Source organism: Ornithinibacillus scapharcae TW25 (assembly GCF_000190475.1).
Taxonomy (GTDB): domain Bacteria; phylum Bacillota; class Bacilli; order Bacillales; family Amphibacillaceae; genus Ornithinibacillus; species Ornithinibacillus scapharcae.
In genome coordinates, this window is the sequence record NZ_AEWH01000021.1 from 12255 (window position 1) to 29108 (window position 16854).

Here is a 16854-nt window from a genome sequence, read left to right on the forward strand (position 1 = left end):
AGTAAATAATGAAAAAATAAGAAACGCTCGGTAAGTATTCCGAGCGTTTCCTATTTTTTCATTTACTTTCATTTTTATTACTGCTTCAAGCCCCTTAGTATAAGGGAATTTATGCACAGAACGAATATTGTTATAATATTCAACTCGTAAACACTTGTGTAATTCTTATATCCTTTTCTATTCGTTCAGTAAAGTCTCCTCTAGTAAACTCCTTGATGACATTTCTCCAAAATACCTGTGCCGGTTTATTTTTTTCAATTTCGAATACTTCCCAATTCCCTTTATGTAAACGAAATATATCACTAGCGACTGATTTTCCTAAACCTAGTCTTCGATACTTTTTCATAATAAAGAATTCAGAAATCGAAAAATAGGATTGTTTTTCTGTAACCTCCAGTTTCACTAAAACAAATCCTGCGTAATTTCCGTCCAACCTAATTTAATACGCAAAGTGATTATTTTCCGTCCAATAATCTTGTAAAGGGTATTCACCAAATCTTCCATCCTCTTCAACATGTGCATCAATAAACTCTGTAAAATCATAAATGTAAAATTGTATTAAGTTCCTAAGTGTTTCTTGATTTTCTTGACTTACTTTAACAATCTCGTAGTTCATTCGTAACGTATTCTCCTTCCATATCTAGCTCTTTAATTCAGGACGACATCGTTTGAATTAAAGAGCAAGAAGGAATGATTATGTTCAATCCTCATTCGAAAATGATTCATTATTCTTATCTGTTCTTCTGATAATTTGTCTTTATTCCAATACATGTGCATGAGGCTGTATTCAAATATTTCTTTTAGTTTTATAAATAAGGGAAGACTTTCTAACATTTCCTTCGAAAATTCGTTTTCCTTTTGATATCCTTCGATAATTGCTCTTGTTATGCCTCTTCCGTACTCAACAATGTTACCTCCACCGACAAACGAATACTCTATTGCACTATATATCGGAACAGCTAAATCGAAAATATAAAAATTTTTCTCGCAATCTTGAAAGTCAACGATTGTTAATTGTAAATCCTGATCAACTAAAATATTCTCTAACCATAAATCACCATGTAACAAGCCATAATTCGAGACGCTTTTTGGCATATCTTTTACTTGTGACAGAACCTCTTCCGCAACAGTTCTAATGACTGTTTCTTCCTCAGGAATATATTTAAGAAATGCGTATTCCTCATTCTCATGCCAATCGTTGATGAATTTAGTTGGATGTAACTTTTCATATTCTTTTGAAAAACGATGCAATCTACCTATTTGTCGACCTAATTCTTTTAAGACATTAGCATTCCATTGTTTTCTTGGTAAGTGTATACCTGGTGCCGCCTTATAAAGAACCGTTAAAACTTCATGGTGGTTAAGTGTAATCTTCTCTACAATATTGCCATTTAATGAAGATATTGTTGGTGAAACACCTAATCCTTCTTGATATAGGAAGTTTGTATAATTAACTTCCTCTAATTGTTCATCATAACTTTTATAGTTTGTGATTCTTGCGAAATATTCACCTTGTTTTGCAGTACAACGATACATCTCATCTGTTACGGACTCGACTTTAATTAACTCAACTGGATATATTTCATTAAGTAATTCAAGAATTGTTTGTTCCATTTTTCTTCCCCCAATAAATAAAGATATCTTAGGATTAAGTAGCTACTCTATTCTGATATCATCCTCTATCTTAACTGTTGTTTATATTTTTCTTACGATAACGATCCTTGCTAATATTAATAAGGTTCTTCTAACTTTTCCATAAGTGATTTTCATGCTGGGAGCGAATAACAAAGATGCAGGATCCATTATGTTGCCCACATAAATTTCTCCTGGAACTATTTTTTGTTATTACTGCATCACAATAAATAACTCTTGATTCGTACTTCTATCAACCTAGATACTTTACTGTAATCACTCTCTTCCAATCGATAAATCAAACAAACAAACCCTTTTTACAGTTTTTAAGATATATCCCATTTTCCCTCGGTATATCACTCAATTTTTAATTTCGTAGAGAAGAATAATATCATCATTGGGCAATTTCATCTTAACCAGCAACCCTTTAACTTATCTGTTAAAAATAAAATAAGCCACAGAATTATATACATAACCCTGTGGCTAGTTGTTTGTTATCACGATACAAAAGCCATGCTTACATTTGCCAATACTAAAATCTTCAGGATTAAACTAATATCCCTTACAAGATCTAAAAGAATGAGAGGCATTATGTTTACATACCAAGGTTATCTTCTCTAGAATTCTCATTTTACCTCTCACTCCCTTCTTTAATATTATGAAAATTATAGCAATTTATTTAAATGAAATCAACCACAGCTTGTGAAACCCTGGATTTTTACTGTTTATAGACCAATTTAGTTGTGAACTTGAAGTTTATTTCCACTTGGATCGTAAAAACAGAAAAAGTTATGCCCCTGATCCTCTTGTATGGGTTCTACTCGAACATCTCTTTCTGCTAGGTAAGAGTGAAGTTCTCTAATTCTAGTTGTGGTAAATCCAACTGAAAATTCAGGATGTCCGTTAACTGTAAAATGCCCTTGTGAATCATGATCTGCTTCGACTAATACATAAAGAGCACCTGATTTAAGTGCTAATACTGCCAAATTATCCTGAGTAAACCTCAGTTGAAGTCCTAAAACTTCTGTATACCATTTTAAAGATTGTTCTAGGTTATTTACTGGAACTCGAAAATAGTGTATTTCTTCTAAATAATTATTACTCATGATTCGTTTTCTCCTTCTGTTAGTGGTCTTATTATTCTTGCTTTGTACTAATTCAGCACGTTACACGAAATTAATTATATATAATTTTTGCGAAAAAGTAACTATATGTTCTAAATTTTTAAAAACAAAGCAAAATTACAGTGCTATATTAAAACCATTATAGCTCCTATTGTTAACCATTTAAATAATAGGTTGACAATAGGGGTATTTCTTATTATTCTATTGTTAATAAGAGAGGAGAAAAATAGATGAAAAGGCTTAAACCAATCGAAATAACAGTTGGTGCATTATTTGTTTGTTTAATGGCTATTGGTGCGAATATCACCGTTTGGTTCCCGTTTCTTGCTATCCCTATTGGAGGAGCAACGGTACCTTTATCTTTACAGACTTTCTTCGCAATTTTAGCAGGACTTATGCTTGGTAAGAGACTTGGGAGCTTTGCAATGATTACATACATATTAGTTGGTATTGTCGGTGTCCCAGTTTTTGCAGGTATGAAGGCTGGTCCAATGCAATTAGCAACACCAACGGGAGGATTTATTATTTCATTTGTCTTTATTGCACTTCTTTCTGGTTGGCTAGTAGAACGTCATCGAAATCCTACTGTTCCAACCTATGTATTGGCCTCATGTTTAGGACTAGCGGCTAACTACGTTATTGGGGTATCACTCATGTATTTGGCCATGAACACGTGGTTAGAACTAGAGATTAGTTATGTAACAGCATGGGCTGGAATGATACCATTTCTAATAAAGGATATCGCATTATCATTTCTAGCTGGAATCTTTGCGGTAAGGATAGCAAATCGCATACCGATGAATTGGAAAACTGCAAAGGCTTCTTAATGAAATGGGAGAGGAGGTGTTCAACCTCCTCTCTTTTAATGTTAGGTTTTGATCAAATTTAATGCCAAAATGGAAAAGTTTTTGCTTGACATGATATTCATTCCCACTGGCTTTGGAGTATGATAAAATGACAACAAATATATAACCGAAGGGAATAACATCATGGAATTTTTATCTAACTATCCAATCGTGTCCTCCTTATCCGCTATTGTTTTCGCTCAAATCATAAAGATCCCCATTCATTTCATTGCTACCAAAGAATTCCTACCTGGTCTAGCCTTTAGTACTGGTGGTATGCCAAGCAGTCACTCTGCTGCAGTAACCTCTCTAACTGCTGCAGTTGGATTAATTGAAGGTTTCGATTCTACTCTGTTCGCCGTAGCAGCAGTATTTAGTATAATCACCATGTATGATGCTTCAGGGGTTCGGAGACACGCAGGAACACATGCCACTCTATTAAATCAATTAGTCAAGGATTTCCAAATACTAATTGACGGAGCTAAAAACTGGGAGAATAAAGAAAAGTATCAAAAACGAGAAGATTTAAAAGAACTACTTGGACATCAACCTATAGAAGTATTCTTTGGAGCGATAACGGGTATTATCGTTGCTATTTCACTTTATCAACTATATTAAAAAAAAGGGCTAATGTATTATACATGTAGCCCCTTTTCCTTATTCTTTGCTTTTATTAATTTGTTCTCGAAATACTTGTAATGCTTTATTTTCATTTAGTGTATTTAATACTTCTTCTGATAAATCACCGGAACCTTGTTCAATAATATAGACTTCTACTTCACGTTTCCCCCACTTCGAATAAACCTCTTCAACGGTTGGAAAATATAAGTCTATCTTATTACCATTGATTGCCCCACCCTTATCGGCAACCACACCAAATCCGTAATCTGGTATCCATAAGATCGTACCAATTGGATAAACATTTAAATCAGCTGCAATTGTAGAATATAAGTCCCGCTTTACTTTAACACCTGAATACGTAATACCATATTGTGGATGATCTGGTGTTTTGCCAGTAGATTCAACCCCAGCTGTATAACCAGTGGCAATTACGGTGGCTTTTGGATAATCCTGAATATTGATAGCCTCTTCCACTGATTTCGGCCCGTCAATTTGTTCACTGGATATATATTGCTCCTGAGCCTGTAGCACCAAGAAATCCTTCTCCTCTAAAGCTACTTTTCTATGTTCCGCAGGTTGAGATTCCATATACGTTGCAGAAACAGGGTAGCTTTCTCTCAGCATGACTGCAATATCTGCATAGGTGACATTGGATAGACTGGATAGAGTTGTACCAAATGCAAGCAAAAATAATATTGCCATGCCAATTCTTCTAAGAATTTTTTTGATTTTCAATAACAACACCTCTCTGGATGTCATCATTTCCAATCTAGTAAGATTTTATTCATGGTAAGTAGTTAACTTGTATTTTGGAAGCCTTCAGTTGGACATTCTATAAAGTGATAGACTTTAAAAAATATATGCTTAGAAAAATGATTATCGGGGATAATAAAAAAACCAGCACGTATCTATGCTGATTTTTTAGACCCTTTTTAAAACATCTGATAACCGCTTTTTCGTAAGAACTTGATGACAAAACCTGAAACAATTGTACCTAGAAAACCTGCAGACAAGATTACAACATCCCAAGTATTAATGGTTATTAATTTAGAAAAAGCTTGTGAAAATGCATCACCTGGTGATGAGAAATACTTGCCAATTGAAATATCATCTACAATAAATAACACAATAATAGGATAGATAAATGCCATCAACCAAGTTCTTCTCAGTAACATGTTTAAGATAAATGCAATTCCAAAAAAGATAACAAAAAATAAAATAACAGAAACAATTAGTTGTATCAATTTATGTATTCTCCTTTTACATGAAGGTCTAAAGTCAATCTTTGGTCTTATATATAGTAAAGTAATACAAATATACATATCAATTCTATAAGCAAATCATAAAAAAAGCAAAGACGAGATATCGCCTTTGCTTATAAACACTATTTTTAATAAAAGAAATTAAATTTACCTTTTTTAAGTAGTAATCCAATACCACCTAATTTTAATAGGTAACGGTTGTCACTCATTTTCTTCATGAATGTAGCTTTCCAACCGAATAATTTCTTATTACCAAATACAACACCCATTGCATCATTATGACCTAAAGATGCTAATGTACCTAGTGGCTTATACTCAAACCCTTCAAGCTCTCCATGCCCTTTAACCAGTGATACTACGTTATGAGCAACTGTAGCAGATTGCTGAATAGCAATTTGAGCAGTTGGTGGGAATGGTCTACCACTTTCTTCATTCATGATTAATGCACAGTCTCCAATTACAAACACATTATCATACTCAGGAGAACGCATATCTGGACGAACTTCAATTTTACCACGGTTTGTTTGGAATCCTGATTGTTCAACGATAGAGTTCGCTTTAACACCAGCAGCCCATACAGTAGTTAGAGTTGAAATTTCATTCAGTTTACCATCTTTTTCGTATACAACACTGTCAGGCTTACTTTCCTTTAATAAAGCACCTGTAACAAATTCTACTCCACGAGCTTCCAGTGAATTCATTGCGTATTCTACTAGTTCGGGATCGAATCCTGGTAGTACAGTAGGCGCACCTTCCACATTAATGATACGAACTTGTGATTTATCAATATCATATTCCTTACATAGTTCAGGAACTTTATTCGCTAATTCACCAACAAATTCGATACCAGTGAAGCCACCGCCACCTACAACGATATTTAAACGAGCAGGGTTTTTATCTTTGTGGTACTCAGCAAAGTTAAATTCTAAATGCTCTCTGATTAAACGTGAAGAATTAATATCGTTAATCATAAGTGCATTTTCTTCTAGTCCAGGAATACCAAATGTTGCAGATTCGAAGCCTAGACCGATTACTAGATAATCATATTCTAGTTCACTGTTCTCTAACTTCACTTTATTTTCTTGTGGTTTAATTTCTACAACAGTATCTTGTACAAAGTTTACTTTATGTGGATTAATAACATCTTTAATTTGAACTCTTGCTTGATCTTGATGAACTGTACCTGCTGATACTTCATGTAACCAAGTTGTTTGATAATGATAGTCATTTTTGTTTACTAATGTAATGTTTGCTTCGTTTGCTCCTAATGACTTCTGTAATTTAACAGTCGTCATGATACCACCGTACCCAGCACCTAAAACAACGATGTTAGGCTTCTTCATTCATCATCACATCCATTTTTTATTATTCTATTACTTTTGTATGTGACATTTTTCACGAATTAAAATAAAAAAAGAGATAAAAGCTAATTTTAAAGTGGATGTCACATATTCGTAATATATTGTCCACTCTATATGATAGACCTTTTACATCTAATTTTCAAGCCTTAATATTTATTTAAATAGATTACCAATATAAAGAGGATTTAAGAATAACTTCTGTCTGTAAGGGTTTTCCCCTCACCAAGTGTAACTTATCTACTTTATATGCTGGAAAAATTACAAGATTAACTATTTGTGGTACGATGTTAGTGGAATTTTGTCCATGGAGGTATTGATGATGACGGAAAAAATATTCGACGTTACAATAATTGGCGCTGGACCTGTTGGCCTTTTTACCGCATTTTATGGTGGAATGCGTCAGGCAAGCGTAAAAATCATTGAAAGTTTACCACATACAGGTGGGCAACTTACTGCTCTTTACCCAGAGAAATACATTTATGATATAGCAGGTTTTCCAAAGGTTCGTGCACAAGACCTTGTTGATAATTTAGAAGAACAGGCAAAAATGTTCGACCCAACTATTGTTCTTGGACAATCCATTAAAACAGTAGAGCGCGTAGAGGACAACATTCTAAAGCTAACCTCAAATACTGGAGAAGTTCACTATACGAAAACGATGATTATTACCGCAGGAAATGGTGCGTTCCAGCCCCGTAGATTGAACCTTAATCATTCGGAAGAGTTTGAAGGTGTAAATCTTCATTACTATATTAAAGACATGAATCAATTTAAAGGAAAGAAAGTGGCTATCCTAGGTGGTGGGGATTCTGCAGTTGACTGGGCACTAATGCTAGAACCGATAGCAGAGAAGGTTTCACTTATTCATCGCCGTGATGAGTTCAGAGCTCATGAACATAGTGTTGAAGTGTTAAGAAATTCTAAAGTAGAAATCTTAACACCATTTACAGCCTCTGATATTGTTGCATCTGACAAAATTGAAAAGATCCTATTAGAAGAAGTAAAAGGTGAACGTAAATTAGAGCTTGATGTAGACGATGTTATCTGTAACTATGGGTTTATTTCTACACTTGGACCGATTAAGGACTGGGGTCTAGATATTGAAAAAAATAGTATTGTCGTCAATACGAAAATGGAAACAAACATACCTGGCATTTATGCTGCAGGCGATATTTGTACGTATCCTGGAAAAATAAAATTAATTGCAACAGGCTTTGGAGAAGGCCCAACAGCAGTAAACAATGCAAAACAATATATTGATCCAAAAGCAAGAGTCCAACCAAAACACTCTACCAGCATGTTTGAATAGAGAAATGTGTGACTGGTCCCTTGTCCCACAACAACATAAAGAACCTTCGGGAATCACTACAAGAAATTAATACAAAAAGGTTCCAATCATCAAAGATTGGAACCTTTTTAGTTATCGGATGACTTGCATTAACATTTATCTGGCGCACCTACTGTTTCTTTCGTACGGAATGACGAGCCACAACCACATGACATGATGGCATTGGGGTTATCAATACTGAATCCGCCACCCATCAGGTTTTGTTTATAATCAATTGTCGTCCCATCGATTACTGGGATATCCAGTTTCGATATAATTACTGGAATATCTTTAATTACTTCTACCATATCTAGTTCTTCATTTATTTCTTCATCAAAGCCGAGGGAATAAGATAATCCGCTGCAGCCGCCACCTTTTACACCGAAACGTAGATGTGCATTCCCTGTTTCGTCCTTCATCATTTCTTTAATTTGAAGACTTGCACTATCTGTAAGCGATATTACCATCTTTATTCCTCCTAGAGTATCCTTACTATATAGTATACATAGTGTCATGAAAGGTTTTCAAATAAAAAGATTTTCCAGTCTCTTATTCATATTGATAGAGACCTTTTGCAATTAACTTAGCCTCCCCAGTCATCCATACCGTACCATTCTCGTCCCACTGAATGACTAAATCACCACCTTGAAGGTGAACGGTGATAGGTTTACCGATAGGTATATGATTATTAAGCGTTGCTGCAACTACTGCTGCACATGCACCAGTTCCACATGCTAATGTAACACCTGAACCCCGTTCCCAAACTCGAAAGTTAAGCTCACTATCGTTCACCACTTCCACGAATTCAACATTCACTTGTTCTGGAAAACGAGAATCCTTTTCAATATCTTCCCCTAATGTATACAGTGGTGCATCATGAATATCATCTATAAAAAATACTGCATGAGGATTCCCCATTGAAACAGTAGTAACGAATAATTCTTGTCCTTTTACGACAAATTTTTCACCTACTACTTGATCAATATCTGAGCCAACCATCGGTATTAGAGACCTTCTCAGAATTGGTTTCCCCATATCTATCGTAACTTCAGACACATGATGATTTTCTTCTAAGACCTCAGCTTGCACAATTCCTGACCTAGTTTCAATTGTAAACTGTTTACTGGAAACGATTCCTGCTTCATAGGCGTACTTAGCGGTACATCGTAAGCCATTCCCACAGTTCTTTCCCTCTGATCCATCCTTATTAAAGATTCTCATTCCAACTGCAGCTTTATCACTTGGATGGATTAAAATTAAACCGTCAGAACCAATTCCTGTATAAACGTTCGACACCTTTATAGCGATATCCGATAATAATTCCTCAGGTAAATCGTTTTGAAATAAATCAACATAAATATAATTATTGCCTAGTGCATGCATCTTAATAAAAGGTATGTCCATTATTCCCCTCATTTCTCAGCATCCAGTAACGCAATATCATGCTGGTCTAACGCTTTATAAATTGTCTTTAATTGAGGGATTCCTTCCGCTACCATCTGATCATTTACAAAAACAATCGGATAAAACAAATCCTCTTCAAGGATTTTCTCAACAAAATCTCGACGTTTTTCCTCTTCTTGTGGTTCATTTATATCAATATATTCATAGCGTATACTTTCCGTCACGTATTTACGGCCAATTGCTGCTTGTAACCATTCATACGTATCTTTTGACCCTGGAGCTCCTACACAGCTTGCACAAATTTGTTCTGCTCCATAAACGGTAATTAATACTTCTCTATTTTCCACCCTTTACTCCCCTCTCCCTAGACATCTAGTTTCTTTTATTTTACAAAATCTTTATATAAAGATAAAATAATATTGACTAACATTAACGTTCAAATAACAATAGATTTTTAACCTTTACAATTATATAATGATATTAGGAAAGGAGAAGATGGATAATGCGTGAACAGGTACAAGAAGTATTAAATAAATTACGCCCATTTTTACTTCGAGATGGTGGAGATGTGGAGTTAATTGATGTTGACGATGATGGCATTGTACTTCTTCGTCTCATGGGTGCATGTGGTAATTGCCCGAGCTCTACAATTACGTTAAAAGCTGGTATTGAACGTGCATTAATGGCAGAAGTACCAGGAGTAAAGGAAATCGAACAAGTATTTTAATATATACTGAAGCAGGCAACCGAATAGTTGCCTGCTTTTTTTATACATCCTTCTCCGTTATAGAGACTAGTACTCTTTTCCATTTTACTCTTTCACAACTGGAATCCAAATCTCACTTTTCACGTCGGGTGAGGTCAAATCTTTTGATTTAATCGATAGAATTTCTGGTCCTTCTGTCAATTGATAATTGGAAGAAGGAAACCACTCCGAATATATTCTTCCCCAAGTTTCTTGTAGAGTACCAGGAAAAGGTCCAAATGATTCAAATACCGCCCATGTTAATGCAGGAACTTCCAGCATGGAATACCCCTCTGGACATCCATTGGTGGTTGCCACTCCTATAAATTGATCAAGCTCTCCTTTTTCATCCATACGTCCATCGGAAAAGTTTACAGATGCTTGTATCATTCCTTTCGGTTCCACATTAGAAAGCTCTTTTAACTGGGTTATCTTTTCCATTGTAAATGATTTCCACATTTCTGCAATTTCCGGATTTTCTCCTTCGAAAATAATAGGAACTCTTTTCATCAAACCAACAATCTGAAATGCTTTTTGTTGTTCTATTCGGTAATTCATTTCATTTCCTCCTCTAATTGATAATTGGAAGGTCATGGGAGGGAAGGCTTTTAGTTGCTTTCCTTTGATTCTTGCCTCAGATGGTATTACACCATGTAAATGTTGAAACGCTCTAGAAAAAGAGTCTGGTGAATTATAACCGTATTTAACGGCGATATCGATAACCTTTACATTACTATTGGTAAGATCAAATGCTGCCAAGCTTAGTCGACGACGACGAATGTATTCTGATAAAGGTATACCAGCAAGGAATGAAAACATTCTTTTAAAATGATATTCAGAGCATTGAGCTATTCTCGCTACTTCATTAAAGTCTATTTGGTCAATAAGATTGTCCTCGATATATCTCATCGACTCATTCATACTTTTAAGCAAATCCATTACATGACCTCCTTTCTCGATTAGAATACCAGAAATACAAGAGTATCGACCGACATTTTGTGCACGATATTGTCGGATTAATTAAGCCTATAACAGATTTACTCAATAACTATTATTTCACAAACCACTCAATCGTCGGGATAGCCAACTCTTCAACATCTACATTCAGATCATGAAATAGGTTGCCTAATCGGTATTCATATTCGGTTTGTTTTTGTAACATATTCTTCAACTCTTCATAGTATTGTTCAAAAGAATTCCCATGAAATTTCTCTTCCATAAAATCAAATAAATGAATAGGAAAGGTTAAACGGGCATATAGGAGTCTCCAGCTAAATATAGATAGAGGTCGCTCACGTTGATAGTCATGCAAGAACGTTACTATCTCTTCCTGGCTTACTGTATCATCTAGTAAACGGTACCGAATAAACTCTGCTATATCGCGTGTCGGATGATCATAAACAAGGTCATCCATCCATATGATTGGATTAAGCATATTTCCTCTGTACCTTCTAAACGAAAATACACCTTGATCACTTTGATCGTAGCGTTTTTCTGTCTCACTTTCTTGCAAGTACTGAATCGCATTTTCACTAATACCTATAATATAAGGAAAGCTATCCACCAGCAGCCGATAATATCGGTTCATGTTTGCTGATGCTTCTTGCTTTATTTTCTGTTCAAATGCGGTTAGTTTCTGAATCCACAATTCCTTCCACAAGCCATAACTAGATATCTCTTTTGGTTCAAAACTATATGTAGCGCTGACATGATGAAATTCAGCTAATGCTTCTCCGTGCGAGCTTTTTTGGTCATTCCGCAAATCAGATACACGTAAGACCATGTAATATTGATTATCTTTTTCTACAAACCATTTATTGTGAATTGTAGGTATAGGAATTGCTGTATGATAGTATCCATTTTCGGTAAGATAATAGGCAAGTGCTGCTTGTTCTAAATGAATCATTTCCTTGTCAACAGAGGAAATGATAAAATAATAGTAATTCTTATCCCGATACCCAGTTCGTTCGTTTACACTTAGTTGTTCTATTGCATGAATATTGTAATTGACTAAAAGTAATTCTTTCATCATAATTCCCTCCCACACACCATTACTATAAATGTATGAAAAATTTAACCAATCTTAACCTATAAAAGGAGAATCAATAATAATTATGGAGAAAAAAATTAAGAATCAAGAACTAGAGCAAAAAGCTAGAGAATTATTGGAAGAAAGAGGTGTTACATTAAACGATATAGCAGAGTTAGTATATTACTTACAATCAAAATATCACGAAGACCTAAGTATGGACGACTGCCTATATAATGTAAACCGAGTGTTAGAAAAACGTGAAGTGCAGAATGCGATACTTACTGGAATACAGCTAGACAAACTTGCAGAGAAAAAGATGCTAGAAGAACCACTGCAATCTACTATCGAGATCGATGAAGGCTTATATGGGATTGATGAGATTATTGCTTTTGCCATTGTGAATGTTTATGGATCTATAGGCTTTACAAATTATGGTTATATTGATAAGCAAAAACCAGGAATATTACAACGTCTTAATGATAAATCAACTGGTGAGTGCCATACGTTTCTTGATGACATTGTTGGAGCAATTGCTGCTGCCGCTTCCAGTAGACTAGCACATGCTGCTGCAGATGATCATGTCGAGTAATTAAATAGAGACTAAATATCATTCGTAAAAAACAGTGGGATGAAGAATCCCCACTGTTTTTTGGTTTTCCTTAGTTTGTAAACCACTCACTTAAATTTTGCACAAAATAGGTTGGTTTAGTTGGTAATGATTGATACTGCTCAAAAGGAGTGACACCGGTAAATACCATTAAGGTATCTAATTCTGCCCGAATACCTGCCTGAATATCCGTATTGTAATTATCTCCCACTAAAATAGTGTCCTGTTTCTCTGTCCCTAAGACTTGAAGCGCTTGTTCAACAATAATGCTCTCCGGTTTACCGACAAATTGAGGCTTAACTCCTGTGCTAACAGAGATAACTGATGTTAACGCACCATTCCCTGGAAGAAAGCCCCTTTCAGTTGGTAAAGCATGATCACTATTTGTTGAAATGAAGTGAGCTCCATTTCTTACTGCCAGACAAGCTTTTACTAATTTTTCATATGTAATATCTCGATCAATCCCAATAACAACAACATCACATTGTTCACTGTCTGTTACTTTGATGGATTCACGTTCCAATGCACGAAATAGCCCTTCTTCCCCAATACAATAACAAGTTGATCCAGGAAAAGTATCCTTAATATATTTCGCTGTAGCCATACTGGAATTAAATACGTTATCTGGCTTAGATTCAATACCTAAGTCATTTAGTTTTTTTGACACTTGCTCCTGTGTTTTGGAGGAGTTATTCGTAAGAAATAAATAAGGAATTCCTCTCTCATTCAATTCCTGAATAAATACTGGGGCATGTTCGATTACTTCATTCCCACGATACATGGTTCCATCTAGATCAATTAAATAGCCTTTATAATTCTTCAACTCTGTTACCTCTATTCTTTCGTAAAAGCGTTCGCAACTCCGATTTCATTGTCTAGATAAACACGAATACGAGTGGAGAATTGCGTTAGTACCGAATAATTTTCATTTATTACTTCCGATAATTTATCATGGTTTATTTCTAAATAATCTTTTACCAGCATTTTACGTAGCTCAATTACCGCTTTATACGGTTTACTCTCTGCGGTAGGAATCACTTTCTCATCTTCTAGAATATCAATGATGTCCTCGTAGCTACCCGGATCTCGCATGATAAATCCATCTATCATCATATTTCCAACATCAATAATAGACTCTATCAGTAACTGGACAAGCCTTTCCAAGGCTAACTTTTCCTGGTAAGATTCTACAGTCATCTTTTCATATTCTGTTAAAAGCTGTTCAATAAATTGCAGTGTCATTTCTATTTTTTTACGTTCTACAAAATACATCCCTATTCCCTCCAACTTTCTTGTACTCCTTTATCATAGCATAAATAAATACCAATGAATAAGTATCCAGGTTTCTAAAATATAACCAACAAATGGAATAGTAATATTTTCTTGTATCGGAAAAGCTAATTATAAGAAAGGGTGGAGGTTTATGGGAAATAAAGACAAAAAACGTTATTCTGACTTCTCTAATGTTCGTGACCAAAAGAACTATTTGATACCTGAGGAATTTCCTGATGGGTCGTTTGGTTCTAGTATAAATAAAAATGATCCCGTTGAGAGTAAATCAACGCCTTGGGAAGAAGGTCAAAGGAGATTAAGTTCATTTGTTTATCCTTATAAGGAGTTACACGAGGATTTACCAAGACAAATTGATGGGGCACATCCCATCCATGACCATCCAGATGACATCAATCCTGAACAGGAAGAATAGGGGATTTACGGATAAGAAAAACTGCCTCATACAAAATGGGGCAGTTTAAGGGTTAATCTTTCTTTTGCAAAACAAAATAAGCACAACCAAAATTACAATACTCATAAAGATAGTCATCAAGTGCACTGATTTTAGCGTCCTCAGATGCTTTCGTGTTGTGATTATGATAGAAGCCTTTTAGCCTCAACTGTTCGTAACCCCAATCACCTACTATGAAGTCATATTTCTTTAGAATGTCAGAATACCGATCTTCTAATGCTTTTTGTTGAAAGCCATCTTTTACATTTTCAATTAACTCGTAATTTTTACCAAATAGTTCTATCAACAAACTCACCTCTCTTGCGTTGTCTATAGTTTACCACATTTTTCAGACTGTCAGCTATTCTGTTTTTTGTTGCATGATTTCTTATGTTTTCAACAAACTACAAATAACACTAATTGTAATTACTTAGGAGGAATATAGAAATGATTCGTTTATTAAGCTTCCTATTATTAGGAATCATGCTGGCAGCATGCACTACCAATGAAAATTCATCCGGAGAACGAGAGCAAATGTTAGACGAACTGGACCCAAATCGAGAAAATAAAATTCAAAACACATCGAACCTAGATGATAAATTAGGTTATGTAAATTACACGAGAGATCAATTAAACGGTGATGAATCACAACACGAAGGAACAATTGATCGTACAAAAATGGCTGATATGATTGCCAGAATCATTTTAAGAACAGACGGGTTTAACCGAGTAGCAACCTTAGTCACAGATGAAGAGGTATTAATTGCCTATGACCGAGATGAAGAATTAGACGAAAACATGGCTGCTGATATAGCAAGTAAGACAGCCGTTTCCGTAATGCCTGGTTTTTACCATGTATATGTCAGTGATGATGAGATGCTCATACAGGATATTCAAAGCTTGCATAACTCTTCAAGTGCAGACAAGGACTATGACAATACTTTAAACCAGATCATCACACGCATGAAAGAATCGCCACAAGGAGTTGAAAATAGAGGGGATGCAGCGGACTAACACAAACGTTAGTCCGATTCCCTTTTGGAAAAAGAGGTGAACAAATTGAAATATAAACATCTATTCTCCTGTTTTTTTGCGGTTATCCTTATCTTCTTTACTAGTCATGTCATCATAGCAGAGGAAAAAAACATATATGAAGAACGCATAGCTCTATACAAAAAAACGGAAGCTGTAAGTGAAATACCATGGTATTTCATTGCAGCAGTTGACCAGTATGAACGTCAAATCTATAAGGATATTGAGGACGACCAAATCATTTCGATAAGAATACCACAAGAGTTATGGTTTGGTGCTGGAAATCACGCCACTGATAAACATGCGATTCAACTATTTGATGGGATAGGTAAAGACGGAAATGGTGATGACCAAGCAGACCCAAATAACGGTGAAGATGTATTATATACGATGGCAATGTATATAAAACAATTTGGCCATTCAGAAGAAGATTTTAAAATTGCATTATGGAATTATTACAAAAGAGATCTCACTGTACAAACAATTAAGAACACTGCCCGTGTATTTAAAAAGTTCAATGGAATTCATCTAACCAATCGTGATTTCCCCGTTGCGATTAACTATAACTATAGTTACCGTAATACATGGGGAGACAGAAGAGGTTTTGGTGGAAATAGAATTCATGAAGGAACTGATATATTTGCTGACTATGGTACACCCGTACATTCCACAACATATGGTGTAGTGGAATTAAAAGGTTGGAACCTTTACGGAGGATGGAGAATCGGCATCCGCGATATCTTTAATATTTACCATTATTACGCGCATTTAAGCGGGTTCGCTGAAGGGATAAAAGTAGGACAAATCGTGCAACCGGGCGATGTTATCGGTAGTGTTGGTTCTACCGGTTACGGTCCACCAGGAACATCTGGGAAGTTTCCTCCTCATTTACATTATGGTATGTACAAGGATAATGGATATAGTGAATGGTCGTTTGATCCTTATCCATATTTGAGGAAGTGGGAAAGAATGGCTAAAACTAAAGATTGATTGCAAGTTAAATGGAGACTGTCCAAGAACATAGACAGTCTCCATTTTATTATCTTGCTTCTTTCGCTTTTTTAACAGCCCACCAAATACTTGCTGCTAATCCTCCCCATACAATAACAATTGATAATATCATGAAAAAGACCCACATA

The 16854-nt window shown here is 35.3% G+C and carries 24 protein-coding genes; 8 read left to right on the plus strand and 16 right to left on the minus strand.

The features are described from left to right. Nucleotides 1-139: 139 nt before the first annotated feature. From G5W_RS24205 to G5W_RS0105820, 4 genes are all read right to left on the minus strand, one after another. Nucleotides 140-403, minus strand: coding sequence for a hypothetical protein (locus G5W_RS24205; protein ID WP_010095006.1), 264 nt, complete (start codon nucleotides 401-403; stop codon nucleotides 140-142). A gap of 36 nt (nucleotides 404-439) precedes the next feature. Further along, nucleotides 440-616 carry a hypothetical protein gene (locus tag G5W_RS24210; protein ID WP_010095007.1) on the minus strand — a complete coding sequence of 59 codons (177 nt, stop codon included), beginning with the start codon at nucleotides 614-616 and terminating at the stop codon, nucleotides 440-442. A gap of 32 nt (nucleotides 617-648) precedes the next feature. Next, nucleotides 649-1614 carry a phosphotransferase enzyme family protein gene (locus G5W_RS0105815; protein WP_010095008.1) on the minus strand — a complete coding sequence of 322 codons (966 nt, stop codon included), beginning with the start codon at nucleotides 1612-1614 and terminating at the stop codon, nucleotides 649-651. A 755-nt stretch (nucleotides 1615-2369) separates the two neighbouring features. Then, nucleotides 2370-2738: a VOC family protein gene (locus G5W_RS0105820; protein ID WP_010095009.1), complete on the minus strand. Its 369-nt coding sequence runs from the start codon at nucleotides 2736-2738 to the stop codon at nucleotides 2370-2372. A 248-nt stretch (nucleotides 2739-2986) separates the two neighbouring features. Here G5W_RS0105820 and G5W_RS0105825 point away from each other — a divergent pair, with 248 nt between their 5' ends. Together G5W_RS0105825 and G5W_RS0105830 are read left to right on the plus strand one after the other, a co-directional pair. Beyond that, nucleotides 2987-3583 carry a biotin transporter BioY gene (locus G5W_RS0105825; RefSeq protein WP_010095010.1) on the plus strand — a complete coding sequence of 199 codons (597 nt, stop codon included), beginning with the start codon at nucleotides 2987-2989 and terminating at the stop codon, nucleotides 3581-3583. Nucleotides 3584-3745: 162 nt separating this feature from the next. Further along, nucleotides 3746-4219 carry a divergent PAP2 family protein gene (locus G5W_RS0105830; protein ID WP_010095011.1) on the plus strand — a complete coding sequence of 158 codons (474 nt, stop codon included), beginning with the start codon at nucleotides 3746-3748 and terminating at the stop codon, nucleotides 4217-4219. Between the two features lie 39 nt (nucleotides 4220-4258). Here the strand turns inward: G5W_RS0105830 and G5W_RS0105835 are convergent, their stop codons facing one another. The 3 genes from G5W_RS0105835 to G5W_RS0105845 form a co-directional block, all read right to left on the minus strand. Continuing rightward, nucleotides 4259-4957: a 3D domain-containing protein gene (locus tag G5W_RS0105835; RefSeq protein WP_010095012.1), complete on the minus strand. Its 699-nt coding sequence runs from the start codon at nucleotides 4955-4957 to the stop codon at nucleotides 4259-4261. Nucleotides 4958-5154: 197 nt separating this feature from the next. Continuing rightward, nucleotides 5155-5466: a YuiB family protein gene (locus G5W_RS0105840; RefSeq protein ID WP_010095013.1), complete on the minus strand. Its 312-nt coding sequence runs from the start codon at nucleotides 5464-5466 to the stop codon at nucleotides 5155-5157. A gap of 146 nt (nucleotides 5467-5612) precedes the next feature. Next, a complete protein-coding gene (locus G5W_RS0105845; protein WP_010095014.1) occupies nucleotides 5613-6827 on the minus strand; it encodes an NAD(P)/FAD-dependent oxidoreductase in 1215 nt (404 codons plus the stop codon). A 337-nt stretch (nucleotides 6828-7164) separates the two neighbouring features. On the opposite strand from G5W_RS0105845, the gene G5W_RS0105850 reads away from it, so the two are divergent. Continuing rightward, complete coding sequence (locus G5W_RS0105850; protein ID WP_010095016.1) at nucleotides 7165-8154, plus strand: NAD(P)/FAD-dependent oxidoreductase; 990 nt, start codon at nucleotides 7165-7167, stop codon at nucleotides 8152-8154. A gap of 128 nt (nucleotides 8155-8282) precedes the next feature. Here the strand turns inward: G5W_RS0105850 and G5W_RS0105855 are convergent, their stop codons facing one another. The 3 genes from G5W_RS0105855 to G5W_RS0105865 all read right to left on the minus strand — a co-directional run bounded on the left by G5W_RS0105855 (nucleotide 8283) and on the right by G5W_RS0105865 (nucleotide 9923). After that, nucleotides 8283-8639: a HesB/IscA family protein gene (locus G5W_RS0105855; RefSeq protein ID WP_010095019.1), complete on the minus strand. Its 357-nt coding sequence runs from the start codon at nucleotides 8637-8639 to the stop codon at nucleotides 8283-8285. Between the two features lie 82 nt (nucleotides 8640-8721). Further along, nucleotides 8722-9579: a diaminopimelate epimerase gene (gene dapF, locus G5W_RS0105860; protein ID WP_138918977.1), complete on the minus strand. Its 858-nt coding sequence runs from the start codon at nucleotides 9577-9579 to the stop codon at nucleotides 8722-8724. Between the two features lie 5 nt (nucleotides 9580-9584). Then, nucleotides 9585-9923, minus strand: coding sequence for a YuzD family protein (locus G5W_RS0105865; protein ID WP_010095022.1), 339 nt, complete (start codon nucleotides 9921-9923; stop codon nucleotides 9585-9587). A 155-nt stretch (nucleotides 9924-10078) separates the two neighbouring features. Between G5W_RS0105865 and G5W_RS0105870 the strand changes: the two genes are divergently transcribed. Further along, nucleotides 10079-10303 (plus strand): NifU family protein, encoded by a 225-nt coding sequence (locus tag G5W_RS0105870; RefSeq protein WP_010095023.1) that lies wholly within the window; start codon nucleotides 10079-10081, stop codon nucleotides 10301-10303. Nucleotides 10304-10387: 84 nt separating this feature from the next. Here G5W_RS0105870 and G5W_RS0105875 read toward each other — a convergent pair whose 3' ends face one another. Both G5W_RS0105875 and G5W_RS20560 read right to left on the minus strand, forming a co-directional pair. Continuing rightward, nucleotides 10388-11260, minus strand: coding sequence for an AraC family transcriptional regulator (locus G5W_RS0105875; protein WP_010095024.1), 873 nt, complete (start codon nucleotides 11258-11260; stop codon nucleotides 10388-10390). A gap of 112 nt (nucleotides 11261-11372) precedes the next feature. Next, a complete protein-coding gene (locus G5W_RS20560; protein WP_010095025.1) occupies nucleotides 11373-12350 on the minus strand; it encodes a protein kinase family protein in 978 nt (325 codons plus the stop codon). A gap of 85 nt (nucleotides 12351-12435) precedes the next feature. Here G5W_RS20560 and G5W_RS0105885 point away from each other — a divergent pair, with 85 nt between their 5' ends. After that, on the plus strand, nucleotides 12436-12942 hold the full coding sequence (locus G5W_RS0105885) for a phosphatidylglycerophosphatase A family protein (RefSeq protein ID WP_010095026.1): 507 nt from the start codon (nucleotides 12436-12438) through the stop codon (nucleotides 12940-12942). 70 nt (nucleotides 12943-13012) lie between these two features. On the opposite strand, the gene G5W_RS0105890 is transcribed toward G5W_RS0105885, so the two are convergent. Beyond that, a complete protein-coding gene (locus G5W_RS0105890) occupies nucleotides 13013-13783 on the minus strand; it encodes a TIGR01457 family HAD-type hydrolase (protein WP_010095028.1) in 771 nt (256 codons plus the stop codon). A gap of 11 nt (nucleotides 13784-13794) precedes the next feature. Beyond that, on the minus strand, nucleotides 13795-14232 hold the full coding sequence (hepT, locus tag G5W_RS0105895) for a type VII toxin-antitoxin system HepT family RNase toxin (protein ID WP_010095030.1): 438 nt from the start codon (nucleotides 14230-14232) through the stop codon (nucleotides 13795-13797). A gap of 151 nt (nucleotides 14233-14383) precedes the next feature. On the opposite strand from hepT, the gene G5W_RS0105900 reads away from it, so the two are divergent. Then, nucleotides 14384-14665 carry a hypothetical protein gene (locus tag G5W_RS0105900; protein ID WP_010095032.1) on the plus strand — a complete coding sequence of 94 codons (282 nt, stop codon included), beginning with the start codon at nucleotides 14384-14386 and terminating at the stop codon, nucleotides 14663-14665. A 52-nt stretch (nucleotides 14666-14717) separates the two neighbouring features. On the opposite strand, the gene G5W_RS0105905 is transcribed toward G5W_RS0105900, so the two are convergent. Next, nucleotides 14718-14990, minus strand: coding sequence for a YutD family protein (locus G5W_RS0105905; protein WP_010095033.1), 273 nt, complete (start codon nucleotides 14988-14990; stop codon nucleotides 14718-14720). Nucleotides 14991-15130: 140 nt separating this feature from the next. Here G5W_RS0105905 and G5W_RS0105910 point away from each other — a divergent pair, with 140 nt between their 5' ends. Continuing rightward, nucleotides 15131-15697 carry a YhcN/YlaJ family sporulation lipoprotein gene (locus G5W_RS0105910; protein ID WP_010095034.1) on the plus strand — a complete coding sequence of 189 codons (567 nt, stop codon included), beginning with the start codon at nucleotides 15131-15133 and terminating at the stop codon, nucleotides 15695-15697. Between the two features lie 45 nt (nucleotides 15698-15742). Continuing rightward, nucleotides 15743-16705, plus strand: coding sequence for a M23 family metallopeptidase (locus G5W_RS0105915; RefSeq protein WP_010095035.1), 963 nt, complete (start codon nucleotides 15743-15745; stop codon nucleotides 16703-16705). A 49-nt stretch (nucleotides 16706-16754) separates the two neighbouring features. Here the strand turns inward: G5W_RS0105915 and G5W_RS23520 are convergent, their stop codons facing one another. Further along, nucleotides 16755-16853: a MetS family NSS transporter small subunit gene (locus tag G5W_RS23520; protein ID WP_010095036.1), complete on the minus strand. Its 99-nt coding sequence runs from the start codon at nucleotides 16851-16853 to the stop codon at nucleotides 16755-16757. Nucleotide 16854: the final 1 nt, after the last annotated feature.